At 36.6% G+C, this 23,009-nt stretch carries 22 protein-coding genes and 2 tRNA genes; 12 read left to right on the top strand and 12 right to left on the bottom strand.

Annotated features, from left to right (window positions below; translation table 11 throughout):
- Window positions 1-54: 54 nt before the first annotated feature.
- From HMPREF9456_RS04875 to secG, 4 genes are read left to right on the top strand one after another with little or no spacing between them, the layout of a single operon-like run.
- Complete coding sequence (locus HMPREF9456_RS04875; protein WP_006842354.1) at window positions 55-1,341, top strand: sigma-54 interaction domain-containing protein; 1,287 nt, start codon at window positions 55-57, stop codon at window positions 1,339-1,341.
- Window positions 1,338-1,841, top strand: coding sequence for an LPS assembly lipoprotein LptE (gene lptE / locus HMPREF9456_RS04870; RefSeq protein WP_006842353.1), 504 nt, complete (start codon window positions 1,338-1,340; stop codon window positions 1,839-1,841). The genes HMPREF9456_RS04875 and lptE overlap by 4 nt, the downstream gene beginning before the upstream one ends.
- Before the next feature lie 38 nt (window positions 1,842-1,879).
- The gene (locus HMPREF9456_RS04865; protein ID WP_006842352.1) at window positions 1,880-2,665 is read left to right on the top strand and encodes a hypothetical protein; all 786 of its coding nucleotides are present in this window, start codon (window positions 1,880-1,882) and stop codon (window positions 2,663-2,665) included.
- Complete coding sequence (gene secG / locus HMPREF9456_RS04860; RefSeq protein ID WP_006842351.1) at window positions 2,662-3,045, top strand: preprotein translocase subunit SecG; 384 nt, start codon at window positions 2,662-2,664, stop codon at window positions 3,043-3,045. Before HMPREF9456_RS04865 ends, secG begins: the two co-directional genes overlap by 4 nt.
- Before the next feature lie 270 nt (window positions 3,046-3,315).
- On the opposite strand, the gene HMPREF9456_RS04855 is transcribed toward secG, so the two are convergent.
- The 3 genes from HMPREF9456_RS04855 to HMPREF9456_RS04845 all read right to left on the bottom strand — a co-directional run bounded on the left by HMPREF9456_RS04855 (window position 3,316) and on the right by HMPREF9456_RS04845 (window position 5,158).
- Window positions 3,316-3,741, bottom strand: coding sequence for a DUF5606 family protein (locus tag HMPREF9456_RS04855; protein ID WP_006842350.1), 426 nt, complete (start codon window positions 3,739-3,741; stop codon window positions 3,316-3,318).
- Between the two features lie 137 nt (window positions 3,742-3,878).
- The gene (locus tag HMPREF9456_RS04850) at window positions 3,879-4,823 is read right to left on the bottom strand and encodes a bifunctional methionine sulfoxide reductase B/A protein (RefSeq protein WP_006842349.1); all 945 of its coding nucleotides are present in this window, start codon (window positions 4,821-4,823) and stop codon (window positions 3,879-3,881) included.
- Window positions 4,820-5,158, bottom strand: coding sequence for a hypothetical protein (locus HMPREF9456_RS04845; protein ID WP_006842348.1), 339 nt, complete (start codon window positions 5,156-5,158; stop codon window positions 4,820-4,822). The genes HMPREF9456_RS04850 and HMPREF9456_RS04845 overlap by 4 nt, the downstream gene beginning before the upstream one ends.
- A gap of 117 nt (window positions 5,159-5,275) precedes the next feature.
- On the opposite strand from HMPREF9456_RS04845, the gene HMPREF9456_RS04840 reads away from it, so the two are divergent.
- Window positions 5,276-6,535, top strand: coding sequence for a DNA recombination protein RmuC (locus HMPREF9456_RS04840; protein ID WP_006842347.1), 1,260 nt, complete (start codon window positions 5,276-5,278; stop codon window positions 6,533-6,535).
- A 590-nt stretch (window positions 6,536-7,125) separates the two neighbouring features.
- Here HMPREF9456_RS04840 and HMPREF9456_RS04835 read toward each other — a convergent pair.
- Window positions 7,126-7,671 carry an RsmD family RNA methyltransferase gene (locus tag HMPREF9456_RS04835; RefSeq protein ID WP_006842346.1) on the bottom strand — a complete coding sequence of 182 codons (546 nt, stop codon included), beginning with the start codon at window positions 7,669-7,671 and terminating at the stop codon, window positions 7,126-7,128.
- Window positions 7,668-8,477, bottom strand: coding sequence for a DUF3822 family protein (locus tag HMPREF9456_RS04830; RefSeq protein WP_018074779.1), 810 nt, complete (start codon window positions 8,475-8,477; stop codon window positions 7,668-7,670). Before HMPREF9456_RS04830 ends, HMPREF9456_RS04835 begins: the two co-directional genes overlap by 4 nt.
- Window positions 8,478-8,560: 83 nt before the next feature.
- Between HMPREF9456_RS04830 and HMPREF9456_RS04825 the strand changes: the two genes are divergently transcribed.
- Window positions 8,561-9,973 (top strand): ATP-dependent DNA helicase, encoded by a 1,413-nt coding sequence (locus HMPREF9456_RS04825; RefSeq protein WP_006842344.1) that lies wholly within the window; start codon window positions 8,561-8,563, stop codon window positions 9,971-9,973.
- Window positions 9,974-9,994: 21 nt separating this feature from the next.
- Here the strand turns inward: HMPREF9456_RS04825 and HMPREF9456_RS04820 are convergent, their stop codons facing one another.
- From HMPREF9456_RS04820 to HMPREF9456_RS04810, 3 genes are read right to left on the bottom strand one after another with little or no spacing between them, the layout of a single operon-like run.
- Window positions 9,995-10,960, bottom strand: coding sequence for an alpha/beta hydrolase (locus HMPREF9456_RS04820; RefSeq protein WP_006842343.1), 966 nt, complete (start codon window positions 10,958-10,960; stop codon window positions 9,995-9,997).
- An 11-nt stretch (window positions 10,961-10,971) separates the two neighbouring features.
- Window positions 10,972-11,979 carry a DNA polymerase III subunit delta gene (gene holA / locus HMPREF9456_RS04815; RefSeq protein ID WP_006842342.1) on the bottom strand — a complete coding sequence of 336 codons (1,008 nt, stop codon included), beginning with the start codon at window positions 11,977-11,979 and terminating at the stop codon, window positions 10,972-10,974.
- Complete coding sequence (locus HMPREF9456_RS04810; RefSeq protein ID WP_006842341.1) at window positions 11,973-12,752, bottom strand: AMP nucleosidase; 780 nt, start codon at window positions 12,750-12,752, stop codon at window positions 11,973-11,975. Before HMPREF9456_RS04810 ends, holA begins: the two co-directional genes overlap by 7 nt.
- A 78-nt stretch (window positions 12,753-12,830) precedes the next feature.
- On the opposite strand from HMPREF9456_RS04810, the gene HMPREF9456_RS04805 reads away from it, so the two are divergent.
- Together HMPREF9456_RS04805 and HMPREF9456_RS04800 are read left to right on the top strand one after the other, a co-directional pair.
- Window positions 12,831-13,280, top strand: coding sequence for a type I restriction enzyme HsdR N-terminal domain-containing protein (locus HMPREF9456_RS04805; RefSeq protein WP_006842340.1), 450 nt, complete (start codon window positions 12,831-12,833; stop codon window positions 13,278-13,280).
- 170 nt (window positions 13,281-13,450) lie between these two features.
- Window positions 13,451-15,823: a DUF5686 family protein gene (locus HMPREF9456_RS04800; RefSeq protein WP_006842339.1), complete on the top strand. Its 2,373-nt coding sequence runs from the start codon at window positions 13,451-13,453 to the stop codon at window positions 15,821-15,823.
- Window positions 15,824-15,881: 58 nt separating this feature from the next.
- On the opposite strand, the gene HMPREF9456_RS04795 is transcribed toward HMPREF9456_RS04800, so the two are convergent.
- Together HMPREF9456_RS04795 and HMPREF9456_RS04790 are read right to left on the bottom strand one after the other, a co-directional pair.
- A tRNA-Asn gene (locus HMPREF9456_RS04795) sits at window positions 15,882-15,955 on the bottom strand.
- Between the two features lie 32 nt (window positions 15,956-15,987).
- A tRNA-Asn gene (locus tag HMPREF9456_RS04790) sits at window positions 15,988-16,061 on the bottom strand.
- A gap of 83 nt (window positions 16,062-16,144) precedes the next feature.
- On the opposite strand from HMPREF9456_RS04790, the gene HMPREF9456_RS04785 reads away from it, so the two are divergent.
- Window positions 16,145-17,131, top strand: coding sequence for an adenosine kinase (locus HMPREF9456_RS04785; protein WP_006842338.1), 987 nt, complete (start codon window positions 16,145-16,147; stop codon window positions 17,129-17,131).
- Window positions 17,132-17,199: 68 nt separating this feature from the next.
- Here the strand turns inward: HMPREF9456_RS04785 and HMPREF9456_RS04780 are convergent, their stop codons facing one another.
- Together HMPREF9456_RS04780 and HMPREF9456_RS04775 are read right to left on the bottom strand one after the other, a co-directional pair.
- Window positions 17,200-18,309 (bottom strand): TlpA disulfide reductase family protein, encoded by a 1,110-nt coding sequence (locus HMPREF9456_RS04780; protein WP_006842337.1) that lies wholly within the window; start codon window positions 18,307-18,309, stop codon window positions 17,200-17,202.
- 96 nt (window positions 18,310-18,405) lie between these two features.
- Window positions 18,406-19,491, bottom strand: coding sequence for a TlpA disulfide reductase family protein (locus tag HMPREF9456_RS04775; protein ID WP_006842336.1), 1,086 nt, complete (start codon window positions 19,489-19,491; stop codon window positions 18,406-18,408).
- Between the two features lie 349 nt (window positions 19,492-19,840).
- On the opposite strand from HMPREF9456_RS04775, the gene HMPREF9456_RS04770 reads away from it, so the two are divergent.
- The 3 genes from HMPREF9456_RS04770 (at window position 19,841) to groL (ending at window position 22,957) form a co-directional block, all read left to right on the top strand.
- Window positions 19,841-20,854: a L,D-transpeptidase gene (locus tag HMPREF9456_RS04770; protein ID WP_006842335.1), complete on the top strand. Its 1,014-nt coding sequence runs from the start codon at window positions 19,841-19,843 to the stop codon at window positions 20,852-20,854.
- Window positions 20,855-21,021: 167 nt separating this feature from the next.
- Window positions 21,022-21,291, top strand: a complete 270-nt coding sequence (locus HMPREF9456_RS04765; protein ID WP_006842334.1) for a co-chaperone GroES — start codon at window positions 21,022-21,024, stop codon at window positions 21,289-21,291.
- Between the two features lie 34 nt (window positions 21,292-21,325).
- Window positions 21,326-22,957: a chaperonin GroEL gene (groL, locus tag HMPREF9456_RS04760; protein ID WP_006842333.1), complete on the top strand. Its 1,632-nt coding sequence runs from the start codon at window positions 21,326-21,328 to the stop codon at window positions 22,955-22,957.
- Window positions 22,958-23,009 lie beyond the last annotated feature (52 nt).

The raw sequence follows: 23,009 nt of genomic DNA, 5'->3' as shown, positions 1-23,009 counted from the left end.
CGTTAAACTTCACATATAAACTTTTGTTTATTTGTGACTTATCTATCTAATAAAATGGCAAGACCAGATATACAACAGGTAAAACAACGCTTCGGTATCATAGGGAACACACCCGATCTCAACCGAGCTATAGACATAGCGCTTCAGGTAGCTCCTACCGATATGTCTGTACTGGTGACAGGTGAGAGCGGAGTGGGTAAAGAAAGTTTTCCGCAGATTATCCATCAGTTCAGCCATCGCAAACATGGAACTTATATTGCGGTCAACTGTGGGTCTATCCCCGAAGGGACTATAGACTCAGAACTTTTTGGACACGAAAAAGGATCTTTTACCGGTGCTACAGGTGAACGGAAAGGGTATTTCGAAGTAGCTAACGGAGGCACATTGTTCCTCGACGAAGTAGGAGAATTACCCCTTTCTACACAGGCTCGTTTGCTCCGTGTACTCGAAACGGGTGAATTTATAAAAGTAGGTTCATCCAAAGTTGAGAAAACAGATGTACGTGTTGTTGCAGCTACAAATCTGGACATGATAACTGCTACACGTAACGGACGTTTTCGTGAGGACTTATATTACCGATTAAACACTGTTCCCATTCGGATACCTGCCCTAAGAGACAGAAAAGACGACATCCCTCTACTATTCAGGAAATTTGCAAGCGACTGTGCAGAAAAATATAATATGCCGTCTATTGTTTTAACCGAATCGGCAAAGCAAATGCTCAAAGATTACTATTGGCCGGGGAATATTCGCCAGCTAAAAAATATTACCGAACAGATATCAATCATAGAACAGGCTAGAGAAATAACTCCCGACATACTAAAACTTTATCTTCCGGCAAACGAGGTTGGCTTAATTCCCATCCACACTTCTGCGGGACATAATGATGCTAAAAGCTTTAGCAATGAACGAGAAATTCTCTATCAGGTACTTTTTGACATGAAAAAAGACATGAATGAGTTGAAAAAAATTGTTCATGATATTGTTGCCGGAAATCTGAAGGCCACAGATGCTGTATCTGCATCCACAATCAGCAAAAGCGATAGTGCTTTGCCAACTATGGTAGTAAGTGCAGCTGACAAAGGAGCAACTACTCCTCTGACCATAAAAAATGATACTCATACTATTACCCCTACCAGAAATGATATTGCTGACGTAGATATAATAGAAGCTCCGGAATATGAAGAAGAAACACTTTCGCTGCAAGATGTAGAAAAAGACATGATTATAAAAGCGTTGGATCGTCATAACGGAAAGCGTAAGAATGCGGCTCAAGACCTGAAAATATCGGAACGTACACTGTACAGAAAAATAAAAGAATATAATCTGGAAAATTTATGAAAAAAATCGGCCTGTTGATTCTAGTGTCAATCATGATGACAGCTTGTACAATCTCATACAAGTTTAACGGTTCGAACATTAACTATTCCGAAACACCCACTTTAGAGATTCGCGACTTCCAAAACCAGTCGCCGAACGTATATCCTATGTTAGCTCAAATGTTTAACGAGGAGATGAAAGATGTGTTTATACGCGGAACCAAACTACAGTTTACCAGTGTAGCACCCTCAATGGAAATAGAAGGCGAGATCGTCCGTTGGGATCTGACACCTCTGGCTGTGCAGGAAAACAATCTGGCATCACAGACTCGACTTACGATGGCGGTTAAATTCCGATTTAGAAACAATGTAAGACCGGAAGAGGATAAAGAGGAAACAATCTCTGCATATCGAGATTTTGAGAGCAGCAAAATGCTTACCGATGTACAAGATAAGCTGGGTGAAGAGCTGACAAAGGAAATAGTAGACCAGATATTCAATGCAACCATGTCTAATTGGTAATAAACAATAATTTAAAATATTGCTATAAGATCTTAAACATGGATATTCAGAAGCTTAATGAATTTATTATTCAAAAAAATTCTCCCTCGAAATCCGATATCGGAAGTCTGGAGAGGATTGCTTTCGAATACCCTTTTTTTCAAGCTGCCATTTTCATATATCTAAAAGCTGTGTATATACACGAACCTGAAAGATATAAAACAGAACTGGAAAGGCTCAGTATTACAATAGCTGACAGAAGAGCTCTGTTCTATTATATATTCAGTGAAGAATATCAACAATTCTTTGTAGAAACAGGAAAAAAAGAAATTGCAGAAGATAAAACGAATATTCTGTTAAATGCATTCTTTGAATCTCGAGGCGAAACAACCGGCGATGATATGCAGCTAGAATATAATATATCCCATTCGAGCATAGCCACAACTGATTATTTTTCCTACATACAATATCAGCCACAAGAAGAAGAAGAAGAAAACAAAGAAGATATCAACCTGCAACTCAAGCATCAAGATATTATAGATACCTTCATTACTAAATCGGAAGAAGAGGGTATCCACATCCAAATAGAGAAAGAAGATGAGTCGCTTCGAGATCATACTTATGAAGTAAAGGATGGCGATGAAGACCAGGATGAATTAAATGAAGACCTATTTTTTACCGAGACCCTTGCCAAAATCTATATAAAGCAGCAGAAGTATGAGAAAGCATACAAAATAATTAAACATTTAAGTTTGAATTATCCAAAAAAAAATATTTACTTTGCAGACCAATTGAGTTTTCTCGAAAAATTGATTATAAATTCAAAATCTAAAGATAAAAAATGATCGCACTTATTACCATATTAATTGTGATAGCAGCTATAGCCTTGGTACTTATAGTTCTTGTTCAAAACTCAAAAGGCGGAGGCCTTTCATCAGGATTTTCATCTTCAAATGCAATCATGGGAGTTCGTAAAACCACAGACTTCTTGGAGAAAGCAACTTGGGGATTGGCTGGTTTCATCATGATAATGAGTATTGTTTGTGTTATGATCAGACCTAAAGGTGCTTTAGGAGCAGCTAAACCGGATATAAGCATACCGGCTATTCCTACTACAGGAACACCTGATATGTCGACTACTTTACCCCTTAATCAAGGTCAAGGTGCAGAAAGTACAACTACTCCGGCTCCTAACCAACAGCCAACAACACCTCCTACAGAATAAGGAAAATATAAAAATCATATAATAAGGAAGCTTATCTGCAATCAGATAAGCTTTTTTTGTATATCTAATTCTTCGGAAGTAGAAAGAGGCCTGTCTATAAAATATAGAACAATAGTCGCAACTATCTTTGGAAAAATAGAAAGCACACAAAATAAGAATCCCTCCAAACTTCTCCGCTTTCGGGGAGTCCTTTGAAGGGATTCTTATTATAAAACATAGACCTTAGAAATTACTTTAGAGGTCTGATAATATTATTAGCTACAGCAAATACTACTCGTTATCTTCCGTATTCTCTTCGCTGCTGTTATCTTCTTGCTCGAAGTCGAAACCAGACTCGATAATTATATTATACCAGTTTATTATTTTCTTGATATCTGTCGGGTAAACACGATCCTTGTCAAACTCAGGTAATACCTCTTCGAAGTATCTCTTTAATTCTTCAGGCTTTGAGTTTGCACTGATCGATACTTTAGCCCCATTTTCTTTCTCTTTGATAGAAGCAAGAATGCTTTTTAAAGGCACATCATCAGTTTCTGTGTATATAGAGATATCTCCTAATGATACTACTTTATCACGTGGATGGATAGGAATCTTTTTGTTATCTGCGAGAGACTCTACAATAACCATATTCTTACTGTTCGATACTAGTTTGTAAAGTCCGGGTTTTCCAGAAATAGATAAGATTGTTTTAAGCATAAAAAAATAATTTAATTAAAATACTTTTCTGATTTTTAGTTAAGACACAAAAATAATATGAATACATTAAATATAATAATTTAATGTATTCAAATTGATAATATATTTATTAACCTGTTAATTAATAGACACTCCAACTATTCGAATATCTTTTTATATACATGGCAATAAGGAGTTGTTCCTTTGTGCTCGTAATATTGTTGATGATAATCTTCTGCTTTCCAGAATGTAGATAAGGGTTTTAGCATTGTTGCAACCTTATATCCCTTTTTTTGTAGAATCGATATATATTTTTCAGCAATACTTTTCTCATTCTCATCGGCATAAAATATACAAGACAGATACTGAGGGCCAATATCCGGACCTTGCCCATTTGTTTGAGTAAAGTCATGCGTTTCGAAAAACAACTTGACAAGGTCTTCATACGTGGTTTTAGAAGTATCATATTCTACTTCTGTTGTTTCTAAATGTCCGGTATTTTTCTGACATACTTGTTCGTAACTAGGATGATCAACATGACCACCCATAAAACCTACTGCGGTATGTGCCACACCTTTGGCTTTCATGAAATAGTATTCGGTGCCCCAAAAACAACCGGAGGCAAAATAAGCTTTCTTTATCATTTTATTCTCTTGAGGTATAAATTTTAGTGATATAGAGTTTACACAATGTCTTGTCTCTTTTGCAGTGAAGCCTTCATTGAGAAATACATGCCCTAAGTGAGCACCACAGTTTGCACATATTATTTCGGTTCGTCTTCCATCGGCATCAGGAACACGTTTTACAGCACCCTTTATTTCATCATCAAAAGAAGGCCATCCACAATGAGAGTCAAATTTATCAGATGAATTATACAGTGGGGCGTTACATCTTCTACACACATACATTCCAGCCCGCTTATTATTTACATATTCTCCTGTATAAGGAACTTCTGTACCTTTATGTATTATTACCCTTTCTTCTTCGGGCGACAGTTTATTGTATTTCATATTACCTTGTTCTATTTTATTTTGACTCTGTACACATGATACTCCCCCTACGATCACGGTACATAATAAATATATGAATAATCTAAGTTTCATACCGTTTTTTTATAATAATTTTTAAAAGTAAAAGGTCTTCTCTTTTTCAGATATTCAATATTATACATATTGCTATACGCCTCGCGTTCGTACGAAATGTTTATATAAGCATCAAACATATTCCTATATTGTATCAAGCGAACGATCCACTCTATCAAATAGCTTATATAAAAGAATATGACGAGCATTTCAACCATTTGTCGTGTATGTATATACTCATGGTTTATTTCGGCATCAGTTAGCTTTCCATAACCCTTGCGAGCAATGATCACTCCAAACAAATTGATTGCTCCGAAGTTCCCCGGTGGAAAATGTTTACTGTATAATATTTTCATTCCTTTATTTACCAGACAAAAATATCTTTGAACAAAGATGTTCACAAGTTTTTTGAGGCAAATTTTGTTAAAGGGAATCTTTTAAATAACTTTCCGTTTCTTTTAAAACAAATCAATATGGAATTAGTTTATGCCGGTGTAATATTGATCCTGGCTACAATTGTGGTTTATTTAATCCAAAGAAACAATAAGCAGAGAGAATCTGAACTAAAGGAAGAAGTTGTTCGCTTAACTCGGGATAAGGAGTCTTTACAAAAGGCTCAATTAGAGCATGTGAAAGAGATTGCAGAAAATAAAGCTTTGCTACAGTCCAGAGAGGAACAATTACGCATTCAGCAAGAAGAGTTATTGAATACCCGTACTCAGCTAAATAAAGATTTCCAAATATTAGCTACACAGATATTGGAAGAAAAAACGCTTCGCTTTACCGATGTGAACAAGGCGAATATGGAGGCTATACTGAAACCCCTGAACGAAAAACTAGTCGAGTTTAAGGTAAAAGTAGAAGAAACTTACGATAAAGAATCGAAGCAGCGTTTTTCGCTCGAAGAACGCATAAAAGATCTGGTTGCTCTGAATAATCAGATAAGCGAAGATGCTAACAACTTAACGAAAGCATTGAAAGGCAGTAATAAGATACAAGGCAACTGGGGCGAAATGATTTTGGAGTCTATATTAGAGAAATCGGGACTCAAAAAAGGTGAAGAATATTTTACTCAGGAATTTATTACCGACGAAAATGGAGCTCGTATTCAGAACACGCAAAATAAATATATGCAACCCGATGTTACAGTTGTTTATCCAGGTGGACGAAAAATCATTATAGACTCGAAAGTATCTTTGAGTGCATATATAAAGTATGTAGAGGCTGAAATAGATGCAGTAAAAATCTCTGCGGAAAAAGAACATATTACTTCTGTAAGGCAGCATATTGATGAGCTGAGCCAAAAAGCATATCAAGACTATGTAGAGTCTCTCGATTTTGTAATGATGTTTATCCCTAACGAACCGGCTTATATATTAGCGATGCAGCTCGATTCTACTTTGTGGGATTATGCATATCGTAAACGGATCTTATTGATAAGTCCTACAAACTTGGTAGCCTCGTTGAAAGTCGTAGCCGACCTGTGGAAACGTGAATACCAAAGCCGCAATGCCATAGAGATAGCCAAACGAGGAGCTGCCTTATACGATAAGTTTGCAGGCTTTGTAGAAACGCTCCAAGATGTAGGGAAAAACATAGAACGTTCTCAGAAAGCATACGATAAAGCTCTATCACAACTGAAAGAAGGCAATGGAAATCTTATACGACAGGCCGAAATGCTTAAAGATCTAGGTGTTAAGGCTCAAAAAGAACTACCAGACAGCATCGAATAAGTTAAATAGAGTTAAACATGTAAAGAAAAATAGTCAAACATGTTTTACAACATAAAAATTCACTTATCTTTGTACTGTGTTTTTCATGGTATTAGATTTAAGGTTAACAATGAAGATTGGTTGTCGTGATGACAGCCTTTTCTTTTTTATATAGTATCCGTTCTATAGATATAGAATTTAAAACCTCCTTTCTCGACACTGAATTTTTCATCGAGCATAAATTCAGGAAAAGATTTACCACAAAACAAACAGGTAAATAACACACATAAAACATATTACAAAACAAAGCATCCCCTATTCTATCTGATTAGTATTAAACAATATTTACGAATAAAGTCTTTACAGGAAGATTTTGAGAGATTTATAAAATAGTTATTATTTGGATATAGTATGCTAAGTTATTGTTTTACATAACGTTGATTATACGTTATAATATACATTTATTATAATATAGAAAAAAATGATTAAAAAAAACTATACAATATGTTTTACAACATAAAAAATATACTATCTTTGTACTGTGTTTTTCATGGTATTAGATTTAAGGTTAACAATGAAGATTGGTTGTCGAGATGACAACCTTTTCTTTTTTATATAGAACCATTCCTAAATACGCTGAAATTCACACTTCCATATACCCGTTGATCTTCGAATAACGGATGGTTAGAGTAATTATAATCCTTAGAATGCTCAAGAATAAATATTCCTCCCGGCTTTATCAATTCTTTTTCAAATACAAGTTTAGGCACATCTTCAAAATGCTTTAAATCATAAGGAGGATCGGCAAAGATAAAATCAAACTTCTCTTTACAATGCACCAAATAACTAAATACATCCATCTTGGAGAGCATCAGCTCTGATTGTATTTGCAATTCTGCTTTTGTTTTTTCGATGAATGAAGCATGCGCAAAGTTTTTCTCTACACATACAACACGTGGACACCCTCGCGAAACCAATTCGAAACTAATACTACCTGTACCACCAAAAAGGTCTAAGGCTGTAGTTTCTTCCCAGTCTATAGAGTTGTTCAGGACATTGAATATATTTTCTTTTGCAAAATCTGTTGTAGGACGTGCCTTGAAACTTTTGGGAGGATCAAATCTACGACCTTTATATTTCCCACTGATTATTCTCATAATGATAATGTTAGTAAGTCTAATGGAGCTTTTTGAGCATCTTCATTCCACAAGAAAATTTCACTCGAAATATTCTGTTGCTCAATGTTCTTTATATACTGTTGCAGAAGTTTCACCAATTGGAGATCGGGATTCCCGACTATAAAAAGATAATCATCTAATTGGCTGAACCTGCATTGCTCCCAAAGTTTAAGAATATAATATAGCTGGTTTGTTATTTGTTCATTGGTATACGTTAAGCTATGAACCAACTTTGGCCCGGTAAAACAAATAATATCAAGGAAATTATCGTGAAAATTTAAATACATTCTCGAAGCATTCCCTGTAAGCTTGTTTTTATCTTCAAAGTAGTTGATAAGCAAATTTGTATGATGAAAAAAGTGCGGAGCCCAAAGGCTTCTGGATAGAAAGTCAAAAATATCTTTATTCAAATTAAACAATGTAGTCACATCCTGATTTTTGATAAAACCCGTAGATAGATGGCTTGCTTTCTCAACATGCGTAAAATTATACAAATGCTCTTTATCCCTAATATCAAAATATCGGGCAGGAATCAGATCATAGCTTGATGAAACAAAGACAACATTTGTCTGCTTAAATTCCTGCGTAAGAAAATTAAAATCAAAAATGATCCGTTGAATATTTGCCAGAAGGTTATCGCTCATCGAAAAGGATGTTTCACGCAGACAATAATTCTCTTTTGTCTCAGGATCTGAAATAGAGAACATAAAGCTATAGGACGTTATTCGTATCGATAACACATATCTATCTGATTGTCCGAGGTCTATACTTTCGGGTAAAAACATATTTTGGTATTTCTATACACAAAGTTAGAAAAAGATATTTTTATCTGCTATTTTTGATCTTCAATTCACCATTTCCTTCCGCTATGATCAATGATTTCTTCCGCAGTAAAATAATAGAGAATTTCCCATTCGAACCAACAAGCCAACAAAATGAAGCCTTGGAGAAGATCGTAAACTTCTTATTTTTGCAAAAAGAAGAGACTCTGTTTTTGTTGCGGGGATATGCAGGAACGGGAAAGTCTTCTTTGCTCGGAGCCTTAGTAAAAACAATGACTGAGTTTAAGCAAAAAACAGTATTACTAGCACCTACAGGACGAGCAGCGAAAGTATTTTCATCTTATGCCAGCCATCCGGCTTTTACCATTCACAAGAAAATATACCGACAACAAAAATATGCAGGAGACTTCGGAAGCTTTGGACTGATGGACAATCTACACAAAGACACTCTTTTTATTGTAGATGAAGCTTCTATGATCAGCAATAGCGGAATGGATGCATCCTTCTTTGGTACAGGGCATCTGCTCGATGATCTGATCCATTATGTCTATTCAGGCGAAAACTGCCGCTTATTGCTTATTGGCGATTCGGCACAGTTGCCACCTGTTATGGAAGAAGATAGTCCTGCCCTGCAAACGGCAGTACTCGAAGGTTACGGACTCGATATTTATGAGGCTATGCTCTCACAGATAGTGCGACAAGCTGAAAGCTCGGGCATCCTATACAACGCTACGAATATACGTAACCTCCTAAGCAAAGGAGAAACCGGAGCATATCCCAAACTCCTTCTCGATAATTTTAACGATATTGTACGCATCAACGGAGAAGACCTTATCGATGAGATTTCCGCATCTTATGATAGAGAAGGGCTAGACAATACAATGATTGTTTCCCGCTCTAATAAGCGATGCAATATCTATAATCAGGGGGTGCGCAACAGGATTCTATACAGAGAGGAGGAATTATCGGCGGGAGATATGCTGATGATCACCAAAAACAATTATTATTGGACAGAAAACATAGAAGGAATTGATTTCTTAGCGAATGGCGAAATAGTAGAAATGCTTCGTGTTCGCCGTGAACAAGAATTGTATGGATTCCGCTTTTGTGACGTCTTGGTTAGAAGCCTCGATTATGATATAGAGTTCGAAATCAAGATACTTATGGATACGCTTTACTCTGATGTTTCGGGCTTACCCCGTGAGCGTGCAGAAGAATTATTCTTAAATATATTAGAAGATTACTCTGACATATCTACAAAGGCAGGGAAAATGAAAAAGCTCAAAACCGACCCTTTCTATAATGCTGTACAAGTAAAATTTGCCTATGCTGTCACCTGTCATAAGGCACAGGGGGGAGAATGGAGTACCGTCTTTCTTGATTTAGGCTATATTTCGGAAGAACATTTAGGAATAAACTTTTATCGCTGGCTCTACACGGCAATTACCCGAGCCGGGAAGAAACTGTACTTAGTAAATCTTCCCGACGAGTTTGTATAAGATGAAATTATGTTTAAAAGACTATCCTCCAAAGTTAGCTTTTATATAATCCATTAATTCAAAATCTTTTTTCATTTCCGGCTTACCGATTTCTACCTCACCTGTATTTATCATCAAGTTGTCTTTGCCTATGATCAGCTTGTCAATAAATGAGCATATTTCATTTATGTTCTCTTTCATCGGACGTTCGGCTATTTCATGTGCAGCATTTTCTACTTTGTAGAAATAATATGGAGTATTCAATTCTTGAAGCTGTTTTGCAATATGTTTCGAACCATACAGCCCAACCTGAAGCATTTCTGTTTTATCAAATGGAACATTTCTGTCGGCATCTCCGTGAAACATCTGTATAGGCGATGGTGCTGTTTGCCATTTCAGATCTCCGCTTGTACTAAAGATAGCTCCGGCAAAAGCAATTGTTCCGGCATAATTGAATCCTTGAGGAAGTTTCTCTGCAAGCTTACTTTTATTGCATATTGCATATTCTCCGTGCAGAACGGCAACAGCTCCGGCACTCGAACCATTCGTAATAAATTCATCTTTTTCGAGATTCCAATCATCAGCATGATTATATACAAAGGTTGTTGCATCAAAAAGATCTTCTACAGCCATCGTTATACTGTTGGTCAATAATGCAGCAAAACGCATTGGGTCGATCTGCGAGCCATCACCAATATTTTTCATTCCTAAGCGATAGTCGATAGATACAACTTGATATCCTTTTTCTACCAACTTATGAAAATAGTCCACATACTGTTCTCCGTCACGTTCGCCGGCTGCAAAACCGCCTCCGAACATAAAAACAATACAAGGGGTAACCTTTACAGCTACTGCTTCATCATCTTTAAGATAGTATCTATCCAGCTTCAATGAGCTACCATCTTTTACAGAATACACGTACGTCTGCTTGTCAATATATTCATCAGCAAACAATGAAATAGAGACAAATAGCGAAACAAGTAATGATGTTATTATTCTCTTTCCCATAATGTACAAATTCAGTGAGTTATTTTATATAGTAATTCTTTCAGTAATTCCCCGTCAGGGGCAGAGTTGTTATCAACGCCTTTTGATTTGGCATCGTATATACGTAAGAGACCGATAATTTCCATGCACTTAAATGCATTATAATTCTTCAAGGCAATAACGTAGTCTTTAGCCTGATAGGGATTTCTAAGTCCAAGTTCGGTGGCAAGCCCTTGCTCTGTTTTATTTTTAGCCCAATAACAAATCATCAGGTTGCTGAAGAAGTTGAAAAGTACCGACATGGTCATAATCATCGGATTGTTCTTCGGATTCTTCTCGAAATAGTCGGCAATCTGATTTACCTTAAATATGTTTTTATTTATAATCGCATTTAGCAATTCAAAATTATTGAAATCTTTACTGATGCCTATATTTTCTTCAATAAGGTCTGCCGTAATACGCATCTGCCCGGGCTGTATAGCTATTAACAGCTTTGCGATCTCATTCGTAAGCTTACTCAAATCATTCCCCAGATAATCAGACAGCATCTGTGCAGATTTCTGATCGATGCTCAAACCTTTTGATAATATATAGGAAGTAATAAATGCCGGAATCTTATACTCCGGTATTTTTTTCGACTCAAAAATCGCTCCCATTTTGTCTATCTCGGCATATAGCTTTTTGCGTTTATCAAGAGAGCCCCCTTTATAATTGAGAACAAGTATAGTAGATTTTAGCGGGTTCTTTACGTATACTTCGAGTTCCTCTATTTTACTTAGGTTTTGAGCTTCCTTGATTACAATGAGTTGATGATCCGACATCATCGGGTAACTGCGAGCCATTGTTATCACGGCTGTAACATTCGTTTCCATCCCATACAGTATACTCTGATTAAAATCGCGTTCCTCTTCAGGCAAAACGGTTTCAGTCAACATATCCGTAAGCTCATCTATATAATAAGGTTCATCACCCATAAAAAGATATACAGGTCTGTACTTTCGTGCTTTAATCTCTGTAACTATCTGCTCAAATGTTACCATGTTTCGAAGCGTAGGTGTTTTACTGTTTCTCCGTTATTAATTAAAGTCATTAGCGATTCGATACCCACTATGACATGTTCTTCTACAAAATTCTGTGTGACAATGTTATCACTTTTTTCGGTTTTTACACCATCAGAAATCATTGGCTGATCCGACACTAAGAGTAATGCCCCTGTGGGTATCTGATTTGCAAAGCCGCAAGTAAACAGTGTTGCGGTTTCCATATCTACAGCCATAGTTCGTATCTGAAGAAGATACTCCTTAAACTTATCATCGTGCTCCCATACTCGGCGGTTTGTAGTATATACCGTCCCTGTCCAGTAATCCTTATTATGGTTACGTATCGTAGAGGACACCGATCTTAAAAGGCTGAAAGCAGGTAGAGACGGCACTTCAGGTGGAAGATAATCATTAGATGTTCCTTCTCCTCTGATAGCTGCTATCGGTAATATATAATCCCCTAAATTATTATGCTTTTTCAGCCCTCCACATTTTCCAAGGAAAAGTACGGCTTCGGGCTCTACAGCACTCAACAGATCCATAATAGTGGCAGCATTGGCACTACCCATGCCAAAATTTATAATGGTAATTCCTTCTGCAGAAGCATTTGGCATATTGCCATCCAATCCTAGAATAGGGACATTAAAGTGATGTGCAAAAACCTCTACGTATTTGGCAAAGTTGGTTAATAGTATATATTTTGTAAATTGCTCGATTGGTCTTTTCGTGTAGCGTGGCAGCCAATTTGCTACAATTTCTTGTTTTGTTTTCATATAAATTCTACTTTTGTTCGTCTAATAAACAAGCACTATCCCTTATTGTTTGATATGCGGATTTAACAAAGGTAGCAAATGTTAGAGTTAAATTTACCGTCCTTCGGTATAAATGTAAAAAAGATAGGTGGAAAACTCTCTATCTTAGACCCCTTGCGGCGTAAGTTTGTAGCACTAACACCCGAAGAGTGGGTCAGGCAACACTTTGTGAATTTTTTGTTAAGAGAAAAAGGCTATCCCGCAGCCTTAATTGCAAACGAAATTCAGATTGATCTCAACAAGCTGAAAAAACGTTGCGATTCGGTAGTATATAATCGTGATTTATCACCTCTGATGATTATTGAATATAAGGCGCCGGATGTAGAGATTACACAACAAGTCTTCGACCAGATTGTAAGATACAACATCGTATTGAAAGTTAAATATCTGATTGTGTCGAATGGTCTGAATCACTATTGCTGCATAATGGACTATGACAAACAGTCATTCAGTTACCTATCTGATATTCCGAACTACACTGATTTATAATAAACACCAGACTACATTTCAAAGCAAGTCTTATTGATCTCTTATTGTCACAAAAATGTGATAAAATGTTATAATTTCTCTTGTTGAATAAGATTGACAATAAGCAAAGTTTTTTGATCCTACAATAATATTAATTTTGAAGGGTGATAGTTTATTATGGAAATCAAAGAATGAAGCTTACCCTTGCTTTAGTTGTTTTTGTGTTATTTTTATACCCATGTGAGGTCTTTTCCCAATACCTCAAAGGTTTTGTCAAAAATTCCTCAGGAGTCGGTGTACCATATACTTCTATCTATATAGAAGAAGAAAAAAAGGGGTTGATGACCAACAATGAGGGATTATTCCAGCTCAATCTTCCACCGGGAGACTACACGTTTGTTTATAAACAGATAGGATATAAAACGCAGAAACAGTCTGTTTCTATTCAAAAGGATAAAGCGTGTGAAGTAGAGATTACACTCATACCATATCCATTCTATGAATATCAAAATACTGACAGGAAAATAGAACTGACAGGCAACGATATACTAAACAAAGTGGCAAGAAAAGCTGCATCTTATACATCGTACAATGCTGATGCCTACATCAAAGGTAACTTAACATTAACCAGAATAACAGAGCTCACAAATACAGTTGTAAAAAAAATAGAAAATGTAAACGTCTCCGATCTCGAGAATAAGATCATACATCAGGAAATCAATTGTGCAGTAAAATATACAGCACCCGATAGCTACAAAATTCAAGTAAACGGATACACCGGAAATATAGCTGATGCGATGAATACAAGAGGAGCTATAGGGCTTCTAAGTGAATCTATATTTTCCGATTGGTTCAATGGTAGTATTTCTCCTTTAGGGAGAAGAGTATCGTCTTATTATAAATTCAAATATAAAGGCTATTACTTGGAAGATGATAAAGTTATCAACAAGATAGAGGTTGTTCCACGATATGATGATTATAAATTACTGAATGGCGACTTGTACATTACAGATGACGGCAATATAACCTGTGCTAAGTTGTATAGAAAATTCCAAGGCCTAGAGACTGTTAATCAAATTACATATCAGACGATTGACGGTCATCCTAACTTTCCTATTACATATCAAACCGATATAAGCATCAATATATTAGGGAATAAAGGAAACGTTACATATCTGACATCTCTAAAATATAATAAGATAAATAATGGTGGAGAAGGAAAAGGTGTTACAATCAGAGGAGATGAACGACCAAAAATTAATGACAAAATAATATTTAATAAGGATGCTTATACACAAGACTCCACATTTTGGGATAGTATAAGAATGTTTCCTGTACATACAGAACGATTGGAGATTCTCGATCGCTTTAGGTTAAAAGAAAGAATAGCATCTAAGCCTTGGTATGGAAAGGCGATGCTGGGAGATTACTTTTTGGGAAATGACTCTAGTAAGTGGTCGTTGAGATATGGTGGTGTAAAAATGATATTCAGAGATTATAACTATGTGGATGGTTTCTGGCTGGGAAATCGCTTTTATCTCAAATCGCAAATAGACAAAAATCAACAGCTCGAAATCAGCCCTTACATATACTATACAACAGCAAGACATCGGCTTATCGGGGGAAGCGACTTTACTTTTAATTACTTACCCGAAAAATCAGGAAAATTGAATTTCTCTATCGGCTCTCATACTGCTGATTTCAATAGCTTAAGCATAACACGATATAATAACTATTTCAGTTCTTTGTTTTTGGGTAAAAACTACAATTCTTTCTATCAGAAGGATTACATCTCAGTAGATAATGATATAGATCTGACAAAAAAATTAAAGTTAACAGTCGGACTTGGAATTGAAAGACGGGCAGGCCTAGATAATAATACAGATTTTACGATTATAAAAAGGAATAATATTACACCTAATATAAAACCAGATAAGCGTTTCGACAGAACATATTATTCTGTGGGAATGTCTTATGTTCCGTTTGCAAACTATACAATCCAGAATAATGAACCGCCACTTGTTTTTCATCTCCAATATGAAGAGGGGTTCTCTTCCTGGCAAACAAACAACTCACAATATCGAAAAATAAAAGGCGGTGCTGTGCAAAATATCCGGTTAAATTATTTCGACAAACTAGACTATAAGTTTGAGGCAGGAGCTTTTGTTGGTCCTAGAAAAAACCTACACTTTGCCGATTACCAGTTTTATGGTGCGCCCGACCTTGTCTTCAACTTAGGATCGTTGTTCGATTCATTTCTTTTGCTCGATAATTATGAATTGCAGGCAAACCATTACTGGGTTACACTTTCATTCAATTATGCCAGTCAATATTTTTTACTGAAACGCCTCTCGTTTCTACAAGGGAAACCATTTTTTGAAGGATTGCACTTTAAGACATTATATACTCCCGATATAAAATTCTATTCAGAGATCGGCTATTCAATAAATATTACAAGACTGTTTGGGATGGGTGTATTTTCTTCTTTCAACAACTTCGATTACAAAACAGCAGGAGTCAGATTCTCTTTAAATCTTCAGTCTCTTCTGTTATTGAAAGATTAATCATTTGAGGTATCTATATAAAAAGCAAAAGAGTCACATTTTCATGTAACTCTTTTTGCTCTTCCTCTTGGACTTGAACCAAGGACCCTCTGATTAACAGTCAGATGCTCTAACCGACTGAGCTAAGGAAGAATATACTTTTGGAAGAAATTTTGTTTATTTTGCTCTTCCTCTTGGACTTGAACCAAGGACCCTCTGATTAACAGTCAGATGCTCTAACCGACTGAGCTAAGGAAGAGTGTTTGTTTCTCTCAAAAGTGACGCAAAAATAGACCTTATTTCTGAATTATGCAATATCTTTGCAAAAAAAAACGAAGAAGAATGGCAAAAGTATTAGGAATGGGCAATGCCTTAGTGGATGTTTTGGCAATTATAGAAGACGATAAGATGTTAGAACTCCTTGAACTACCGAAAGGTAGCATGCAGCTTATAGATGACAAGAAGTTTGAAATATTATCGGGCGAAATAAATAAATTAAAAAAGAATATTATATCAGGCGGTTCGGCATCGAATACAATTGTAGGATTAGCCCGTTTGGGAATCGAAACCGGCTTTATGGGAAAGGTAGGAAAAGACTTTTATGGAAACTTCTTCAAGGAGGATTTAAATAAATACAAAATCAAATCTCACCTGACCGAGGTTGATGAACCTTCGGGTGTTGCATCTACGTTCATCTCTAAGGACGGAGAGCGTACCTTTGGCACATACTTAGGTGCTGCTGCCCTATTGGATGCAGAAGAGCTTAAAACAGCCGATTTTGAAGGTTATAAGTATTTCTATATTGAGGGTTATCTGGTACAAAGCCATGCGCTGATCCGTAGAGCAATCGAATTAGCCAGAGAAGCCGGGGCAAAAGTTGTACTTGACCTTGCCAGTTATAATGTAGTGGAAGCAAACCGTCAATTTCTTCTAGACATCATCCCTACGTACACAGACATCGTCTTTGCGAACGAAGAGGAAGCAAAAGCCCTATTGAATGTAGAAGCCGAAGAAGCCGTCTCTTTATTAGCTAAACAAACAGATATAGCTATCGTGAAAGTTGGAGACAAAGGATCGTGGATACAACAAGGAGACGAAAAGATATTTGTTCCCGCATACAAAGTAAACTGTGTAGATACAACGGGAGCAGGAGACCTATATGCAGCCGGATTTATATACGGACTGATACAAAACTACTCACTTTTTATCAGTGGGCAAATAGGGACTCTATTGGCAGCATACGTAATTCAAAAGATAGGGGCTAAAGTGGGCGACAACGAGTGGAATGATATAGATGACGAGATCGAAAAAATAAAGAGCGTATTATAAAATACTATTGAGTAACAAAAAAGCCTGTTTTTGCAAACAGGCTTTTTTATTTATGATCGGCTCTTTTGTTATTTCAAGAGTTCCTCTATCTTTTTAGTTGCTTCTTCAGCATTCAGACCTCTGGCTAATATTTTACCATCTTTGTCTAACAACATCAAGTGAGGAATAGAAGACACACCATAGATTGCAGCACCTTCACTATCCCAAAATTTAAGGTCTGAAATTTGAGGCCATGTAATGTTCAGGTTCTTGATTCCTTTCACCCAATCTTCATTTGTTTTATCTAAAGAAATACCTACTATCTCAACCCCTTTGGCACTGTATTGCTTATAAAGTTCTACAAGTTTTGGCATTTCGGCACGACATGGAGGACACCATGAAGCCCAAAAATCTACCAAGACATATTTTCCTTTACCAGCAAAATCTGCTAAAGCTATATCTTTTCCTTCCGGAGTTTTACCTTTTATATCAGTAAATGTTTTCCCTACAGACGTTGCGTCAAGAGCTTTGGCTACTTTTTCCACCTTTTGTATCCTGGCTATAGACTTATATTCAGGTTTAATAGACGGGATAAGCTCATTAAGCTGCTCGGCAGAGAAGCGATAAAAGTTGCGAGATAAGAAATAAACTCCCAGTTGGTTTTCTATATTTTCTTTTACAAAGTTGAAAGTCTCTTTTGTCCAAACATTATATTTGTCTTCATACTGTTTTTCAAGTTCAGCTTTATTGCCTGTATTCGTTGAATCGTCCCTCAACTTGGAAGAGATAGACATCATTTCATTTTGTATAGCCTCGCTCTTTGTATTAAACGCTTGGCAAGCATTATTCAAAGGAGTCCCTTTTACTGTAGAAATGCTATCCAAAGAAACTTCTATCTGTCCGGGTTCCACTACCACCAAAACAGGTCTGTTCATATTGTCAGGCGCATCATCCAATGAGATGAAATGTATTTTTGCACCATCTTTGGCTAGTCCTTTGAAAACAAATTCTCCGTCAACAACATCTACAGTGTCAACAGCTACGAGGTCTTTCCAGTTCTCATCCAAAGTCTTCAGATATACTTGTTGTCCGTCATACGTACCATTCGGCAATTTACCCTTAATGGTAAAAGCATCTTTCTCTACACAAGATGTAGCAAATATTGCAATTGCTGCAAGAAACAAAATTATTTTCTTCATTCTCAATCAAAATAGTGGTTAATAAATAGTATATCTTAATTTTTAAAAGTTACGTTTAAAACAAAGATAAAACCCTTATTGTTTATGCCTTAAAGATTATTTTAGGATTTCAGCTATTTTATCTTCCAATTCTTTACCCCTTAGATCAGTGGCTATAACAACACCATTTTGATCTATAAGTAATGTATGCGGGATGCTTTGCACTCCGTATAATTGTGAAGCCATTGTTGTTGCATCTGCCAATTGTACCCAAGTCATTTTATAGTTTTGTACGGCTGCAGCCCATTTGTTCTTGTCATCATCCACCGATATACCAACAATTTCAAGACCTTTAGATTTGTATGCATTATAAGTCTTTATAAGATTTGGTATTTCCTGAATACATGGCTGACACCATGAAGCCCAAAAATCGATTAAGACTAATTTATTTTTGCCTACATAGTCAGACAAGGATACCATCTGTCCACTTTGATCTAACAATTGAGCATCACTGTATGGATTACCTACTTCAGGTTTCACTCTGTCCAGTTCTTTTACCAATGCCTTGATCTCATCTCTGTTTCGGAATGTGCTGTCGCTGGCAGCTATCAATTCTTTTAGTTGATCTTTGCTAAATGATTTTGCTGACGAATAAAATAAAAACTCACCGGCTTTATTCGAAATATTTGCCTTTGCAAAATTGAAGGTCGACATTTGCAATTGTTTTTGCAAAGTATCTACTTCTGCTCTTATTGCAGGGTTGTTTGCATCCTGAGGCGTAATTTTAGATATCTTATCGGTAAGAGAGTTCATTACCTTGTGTATATTATTAAACTCGTCATTCTTGGGTGTTCCTCCAAGAGTTACGTTTGTTTTATCAAATGTAATTTTGATATTCCCCGGTTCTAATATCAGTGTACCTATTGGTGTATCATTCTCTGCATTCTCTAGTTTGCCTACAGAAACAAACCCCATCATCGGCTCATCGGCTGTTCCTTTAAAACTGAATTTCCCATCAGAGATCGTTGCTGAGTCGATTACTGTTGCTTTCTGAGAATTGATGCTATCTATTTTTTGTAAATATGCAACTTTGGTGTCGAATGAATTATCCGAAAACTTTCCTTCTATGGAATAAGAATTACCCTGACAAGAAACGAATAAGATTGCAAGGGCTGATAAAAAGAGAAATATGATTTTTTTCATTAATAAGAGGTATTAAGTAAATATCAAGCAAAGATAAGTAAATAGTTCATAATCTTACTTATTTAACACTTAATACTTAAAGGCGAAAGACGTGTTACTGCTACTTTTTGCTTTCTTCTATTTTGTATTTTGAACGATTAAATTTATCTCATAAAGAGATGGTTCGATATAAAAACAGTGACACTCTAAATGAAGCAAATAAGTGTTACCTTTGTTACTTTTTGTTTTATGTGTAGATATAAACATCGAACAATCACGCATTTTTATTGTTTGTATCATATGTGACAAAAAATGAAATATTGGTATTTAAATTATATCATATAAACTTCAAGAAACATTTTACGTTTTGATGAAAGCGACAACAATTTCTTTATTTTTCGTTTGTTTATTTTTATTTAATTCTTGTTCCGAAAAAACCGGACAAGACTCATTTCTCAGCCAATTACGTCAGGATTCTCTCTTGATGAAGAATGCACAAAAAATGCAGAGGATAAAAGCCAAAGATATTATCATAGAGAAGGATTTTCTTTACGATAAATACACCCTGCAAGACACATACCCATATCGCGATACAACACGGCAGTTTCAGTGGGAGAAGATCAAACAAGGCTTGGCTATTCTCGAAAACTTTCAACAAGAATTCTTTGCCTGGGGCATTTTACAGAATTATCGGAATAACAATAGCGAAGCTCCTCTAGTAAAAAAATATAAAAGGAATGAATACAAACGCATTGCCGACACATTGGGGGTAGAAAGATTTCAGGGGATTCCTCTATTTCTTCCTACCGATACTGTTACAGGAGAACGTTATGGCAGAGATGGAGCATTGGTAAAACTATTTAAAGACAATGTCGGGAGCTTTAGAAAAATAACCACAACGGACTCCAAAAAATTGTGGCTTGTTCCTCAAAAATATGTAAAACCAATTCATGATACCGTACAATTTAAACATGCAATATTTGTTGATCGCAACAATGAAAATATTGTCACCCTCGAAAAAGTAGATAAAAAATGGATTGTAAGAAGTATGAACCCTGCCACAACAGGTTTGCATAAACCCCCATATCAGCAAGAAACCCCACTGGGGTTATTTGTTCTTCAGGAGAAAAAAGTAAAAATGTTTTTCCTTGTCGATGGCACAACCAAAACAGGAGGCTTTGCTCCTTATGCCAATCGCTTTACAAACGGAGGATATATACACGGTATTCCTGTGAATGCGCCAAGTACCACATTCATTGAATATAGCCCTTCGCTAGGTACTACACCTCGTTCGCACATGTGTGTGCGCAATGCAACATCGCATGCGAAATTTGTATATGACTGGGCGCCGACAGAAGAAACCATCATCTTTGTTATAGAATAACTATCGCTATTTTGATAGGATAATACGAGCGAAAATGACTACTTGTCAGTTTGTCATTTCTACGATTCTGCTGTTTTGACAGAAATATATTTTGGCACGCATTTCGCTAATATCTAAACAGAATACATAAAATAAATTAATATATAACTATTAAAAATTTAAGAATCATGAGTATTAAACCATTAGCAGACAGAGTGCTTGTTAAGCCGGCTGCAGCCGAAGAAAAAAGCGTGGGAGGTATCATTATTCCGGATACAGCTAAAGAAAAACCTCTAAAAGGTGAAGTTATTGCAGTAGGCAACGGAACAAAAGACGAAGATATGATCGTAAAACCAAAAGATCAGGTTCTTTATGGCAAATATGCCGGAACAGAAGTAGAACTTGACGGTGAAGTTTTCCTTATTATGCGTCAATCTGATATTCTTGCAATTATTTAATGCTAACAGTTTTAATTAATATAATTATAATATTATGGCTAAAGAGATAAAGTTTAATATAGATGCTCGCGACGAGCTAAAAAAAGGTGTTGATGCATTAGCTAATGCAGTAAAAGTAACCCTTGGACCAAAAGGTCGTAATGTGATCATCGAAAAGAAATTTGGTGCACCTCACATCACAAAAGACGGTGTAACAGTAGCAAAAGAAATAGAACTGGAAGAAGCATTCCAGAATATGGGAGCTCAACTTGTAAAAGAAGTAGCTTCTAAAACAAACGACGACGCAGGTGATGGTACTACTACTGCGACTGTATTGGCACAGTCTATCGTTAGCGTTGGTCTTAAAAACGTTACTGCAGGAGCAAATCCAATGGACTTGAAACGTGGTATCGATAAAGCTGTAGCAAAAGTAGTAGAAAACATCAAGTCTCAAGCTATAGCTGTAGGCGATGACCTACAAAAGATAGAGCATGTAGCTAAGATATCTGCTAACGGCGACGAAACGATAGGTAAGCTGATCGCTGAAGCTATGGGTAAGGTGAAGAAAGAAGGAGTAATCACTGTTGAAGAAGCAAAAGGAACAGAAACTTACGTGGATGTAGTAGAAGGTATGCAGTTTGACAGAGGTTATATCTCTCCATACTTTGTAACTGATACAGAGAAAATGGAAGCTGATCTTGAAAACCCATATATCTTGATTCACGACAAGAAGATTTCAGTATTGAAAGATATTCTTCCTATTCTTGAATCTGCTCTTAAGTCAGGTCGTTCATTGCTAATCATTGCAGAAGACATCGACTCTGAGGCATTGACTACGCTGGTAGTTAACCGTCTTCGTGCAGGATTGAAGATTGCTGCTGTTAAAGCTCCAGGATTTGGTGATCGTCGTAAAGAAATGCTTGAAGACATCGCTATCCTTACAGGCGGTATCGTAATCTCGGAAGAGAGAGGCATCAAACTTGAGGCTGCTACTATCGACATGCTTGGTACTGCTGACAAGGTAACTATCAATAAAGATAATACGACTATCGTAAATGGTGCTGGAGAGAAAGATGCTATTGCTGCTCGTGTATCTCAGATCAGAGCTCAAATGGAAAAAACAACATCAGACTACGATAAAGAAAAACTACAAGAACGTCTTGCTAAATTGGCAGGAGGTGTAGCTGTTCTTTATGTAGGAGCTCCATCAGAGGTAGAGATGAAAGAAAAGAAAGACCGTGTTGACGATGCTCTTTCTGCAACTCGTGCAGCTATCGAAGAAGGTACAGTTCCCGGAGGTGGTGTAGCTTACATCCGTGCTATTAGCACTCTAGAAGACCTAAAAGGTGAAAACGAAGACGAAACTACTGGTATCGAAATCGTTAAGCGTGCTATCGAAGAGCCTCTTCGTCAGATTGTAGCCAATAGCGGTAAAGAAGGTGCTGTTGTAGTACAGAAAGTACGTGAAGGAAAAGCTGATTTCGGTTACAACGCTCGTGCAGATGTTTACGAGAATCTGAATGCAGCCGGAGTTATCGACCCAGCTAAAGTGGTTCGTGTAGCTCTTGAAAACGCAGCTTCTATTGCAGGTATGTTCTTAACTACAGAGTGCATCATCGCTGACAAGAAAGAAGAAAACCCTGCTCCAATGCCTCCAATGGGTGGCGGAATGGGCGGAATGATGTAATCAATCATTCGATTGCCTCAACCTACAAAGGTTGACAGGACTTATATAAAAA

The organism is Dysgonomonas mossii DSM 22836 (assembly GCF_000213575.1).
In the GTDB taxonomy this organism is placed as follows: Bacteria; Bacteroidota; Bacteroidia; order Bacteroidales; family Dysgonomonadaceae; genus Dysgonomonas; species Dysgonomonas mossii.
The sequence above is the reverse complement of the archived record's forward strand: the minus strand, read 5'-3'. Positions and strand labels throughout refer to the sequence as shown.

What these genes read in the sequence shown, in the direction of transcription:
- HMPREF9456_RS04875 (WP_006842354.1), top strand. Translation starts at nt 55, where the DNA reads ATGGCAAGACCAGATATACAACAGGTAAAACAACGCTTCGGTATCATA.
- lptE (WP_006842353.1), top strand. Translation starts at nt 1,338, where the DNA reads ATGAAAAAAATCGGCCTGTTGATTCTAGTGTCAATCATGATGACAGCT.
- HMPREF9456_RS04865 (WP_006842352.1), top strand. Translation starts at nt 1,880, where the DNA reads ATGGATATTCAGAAGCTTAATGAATTTATTATTCAAAAAAATTCTCCC.
- secG (WP_006842351.1), top strand. Translation starts at nt 2,662, where the DNA reads ATGATCGCACTTATTACCATATTAATTGTGATAGCAGCTATAGCCTTG.
- HMPREF9456_RS04855 (WP_006842350.1), bottom strand. Translation starts at nt 3,741, where the DNA reads ATGCTTAAAACAATCTTATCTATTTCTGGAAAACCCGGACTTTACAAA.
- HMPREF9456_RS04850 (WP_006842349.1), bottom strand. Translation starts at nt 4,823, where the DNA reads ATGAAACTTAGATTATTCATATATTTATTATGTACCGTGATCGTAGGG.
- HMPREF9456_RS04845 (WP_006842348.1), bottom strand. Translation starts at nt 5,158, where the DNA reads ATGAAAATATTATACAGTAAACATTTTCCACCGGGGAACTTCGGAGCA.
- HMPREF9456_RS04840 (WP_006842347.1), top strand. Translation starts at nt 5,276, where the DNA reads ATGGAATTAGTTTATGCCGGTGTAATATTGATCCTGGCTACAATTGTG.
- HMPREF9456_RS04835 (WP_006842346.1), bottom strand. Translation starts at nt 7,671, where the DNA reads ATGAGAATAATCAGTGGGAAATATAAAGGTCGTAGATTTGATCCTCCC.
- HMPREF9456_RS04830 (WP_018074779.1), bottom strand. Translation starts at nt 8,477, where the DNA reads ATGTTTTTACCCGAAAGTATAGACCTCGGACAATCAGATAGATATGTG.
- HMPREF9456_RS04825 (WP_006842344.1), top strand. Translation starts at nt 8,561, where the DNA reads ATGATCAATGATTTCTTCCGCAGTAAAATAATAGAGAATTTCCCATTC.
- HMPREF9456_RS04820 (WP_006842343.1), bottom strand. Translation starts at nt 10,960, where the DNA reads ATGGGAAAGAGAATAATAACATCATTACTTGTTTCGCTATTTGTCTCT.
- holA (WP_006842342.1), bottom strand. Translation starts at nt 11,979, where the DNA reads ATGGTAACATTTGAGCAGATAGTTACAGAGATTAAAGCACGAAAGTAC.
- HMPREF9456_RS04810 (WP_006842341.1), bottom strand. Translation starts at nt 12,752, where the DNA reads ATGAAAACAAAACAAGAAATTGTAGCAAATTGGCTGCCACGCTACACG.
- HMPREF9456_RS04805 (WP_006842340.1), top strand. Translation starts at nt 12,831, where the DNA reads ATGTTAGAGTTAAATTTACCGTCCTTCGGTATAAATGTAAAAAAGATA.
- HMPREF9456_RS04800 (WP_006842339.1), top strand. Translation starts at nt 13,451, where the DNA reads ATGAAGCTTACCCTTGCTTTAGTTGTTTTTGTGTTATTTTTATACCCA.
- HMPREF9456_RS04785 (WP_006842338.1), top strand. Translation starts at nt 16,145, where the DNA reads ATGGCAAAAGTATTAGGAATGGGCAATGCCTTAGTGGATGTTTTGGCA.
- HMPREF9456_RS04780 (WP_006842337.1), bottom strand. Translation starts at nt 18,309, where the DNA reads ATGAAGAAAATAATTTTGTTTCTTGCAGCAATTGCAATATTTGCTACA.
- HMPREF9456_RS04775 (WP_006842336.1), bottom strand. Translation starts at nt 19,491, where the DNA reads ATGAAAAAAATCATATTTCTCTTTTTATCAGCCCTTGCAATCTTATTC.
- HMPREF9456_RS04770 (WP_006842335.1), top strand. Translation starts at nt 19,841, where the DNA reads ATGAAAGCGACAACAATTTCTTTATTTTTCGTTTGTTTATTTTTATTT.
- HMPREF9456_RS04765 (WP_006842334.1), top strand. Translation starts at nt 21,022, where the DNA reads ATGAGTATTAAACCATTAGCAGACAGAGTGCTTGTTAAGCCGGCTGCA.
- groL (WP_006842333.1), top strand. Translation starts at nt 21,326, where the DNA reads ATGGCTAAAGAGATAAAGTTTAATATAGATGCTCGCGACGAGCTAAAA.